At 61.6% G+C, this 1,405-nt stretch carries 3 protein-coding genes; 1 reads left to right on the top strand and 2 read right to left on the bottom strand.

What is annotated here, in order from left to right:
• Window positions 1-187 (bottom strand): hypothetical protein (locus ACODSV_RS36235; RefSeq protein ID WP_489078412.1); only part of this gene is annotated, 187 nt, incomplete at its 3' end.
• 314 nt (window positions 188-501) lie between these two features.
• Window positions 502-942 (bottom strand): hypothetical protein, encoded by a 441-nt coding sequence (locus ACODSV_RS36230; RefSeq protein WP_150056484.1) that lies wholly within the window; start codon window positions 940-942, stop codon window positions 502-504.
• On the opposite strand from ACODSV_RS36230, the gene ACODSV_RS36225 reads away from it, so the two are divergent.
• Window positions 941-1,396: a tRNA (cytidine(34)-2'-O)-methyltransferase gene (locus tag ACODSV_RS36225; RefSeq protein ID WP_150056483.1), complete on the top strand. Its 456-nt coding sequence runs from the start codon at window positions 941-943 to the stop codon at window positions 1,394-1,396. The two genes, ACODSV_RS36230 and ACODSV_RS36225, sit on opposite strands and share 2 nt — an antisense overlap.
• Window positions 1,397-1,405: the final 9 nt, after the last annotated feature.

Below are 1,405 nucleotides of genomic sequence, written 5' to 3'. Positions count from 1 at the left end.
GACCTCCAAAGGCTTCAGAACCGTGCACCGCTTCAATGCACCATGAACCGGCATCGGGCATGGATCCAACGCCTGAAACCGCAGAACCGCTGAAAAAAACCTGAACCCCGAAAACACCAAAGCCCCGTATTCCGGGGCTTTGCGCTTTTTGAAGATTTTTTTTGGCGCCACTTCGCGACTCTGGCACGCGCCCTGCAATATCCCTTGTACAACCCAGTTTCGGGGACCTTGGTACAGGCAGGCCGAGAATCCCCTCTTTACACCCGGGGTGCTTGATGCGAACCGCGTCGCGCTCCACACCGCTTTGGGGAACCTCGGTACAGGCAGGCCGGGGATTCCCTCTTTAACACCGAAGCCCTTGAGGCTTCACCCCGTTTTGGGAGCCCTGGTACAGGCAGGCCGGGAACTCCCTTCTTTACACCCGGGGCTTATGTGGCACAGCGCCCATAGCCCCAGCCCGTTTTGGGGACCTTGGTACAGGCAGGCCGGGGATTCCCTCTTTTATTGCTCTTGGAGATGGATCTCCAGCCGCCAGCGGCCTTCAGCCTTCTCCCCCGACCATTCCCCGCGCAACGGCCGAGCCGCCACCAGGTTCAGCAGCAGGCCAGCATCGGTCTTGCGTATGCGCCAGTTCACATCCTTGCCATTGACCTTGAGTTGCCCGCCGGCCGCCTTGCCCTGCGCGTCGAACAACAGCGCCACGGTGCCATCGACCTGCTCGCCGTGCAGCTTGGGCTCGCTGTTAAACCACACCACCACGCCATCCGCCGCAGGCTCGACCTGCAGCAACTCGACCGGGTCGGGGGTGGTCAGGCGACCGATCATCAGGCCCACCATCAGGCCGACAATCGCCAACGAGCCCAAAACCCTCGGCAATAGCTTCGGCCTGGGATCCTCTTCGAGGGTAGAATGCAGCGCATCTTTGCCTTCGGAGCCGTGCATGTTTCACGTCATCCTTTTTCAACCAGAAATTCCGCCGAATACCGGCAACGTTATCAGGCTGTGCGCCAACAGTGGCTGCCACCTGCATTTGATCGAGCCCCTGGGCTTTGACATGGACGACAAGCGCCTGCGCCGCGCCGGGCTGGATTACCACGAGTACGCCACCTTGCAGCGCCACCCCGACCTGGCCAGCTGCCTGGAAAGCCTGGGCCACCCACGGCTGTTCGCGTTTACCACCAAGGGCTCGCGGCCGTTCCATGATGCCAGTTTTGCCGAAGGCGACGCCTTCCTGTTCGGCCCGGAAAGCCGTGGCCTGCCGGCCGAGGTACTCGATGCCCTGCCTGACGGGCATCGCCTGCGCTTGCCGATGCGCGAAGGTTGCCGCAGCCTGAACCTGTCGAACACCGTAGCCGTTGCTGTCTACGAAGGCTGGCGCCAACTCGGTTTCAAGTAACACACACAG

This window comes from Pseudomonas sp. FG86, assembly GCF_057808775.1.
Note: the sequence above shows the minus strand (reverse complement) of the source record. Positions and strands in the feature narration are given on the sequence as shown.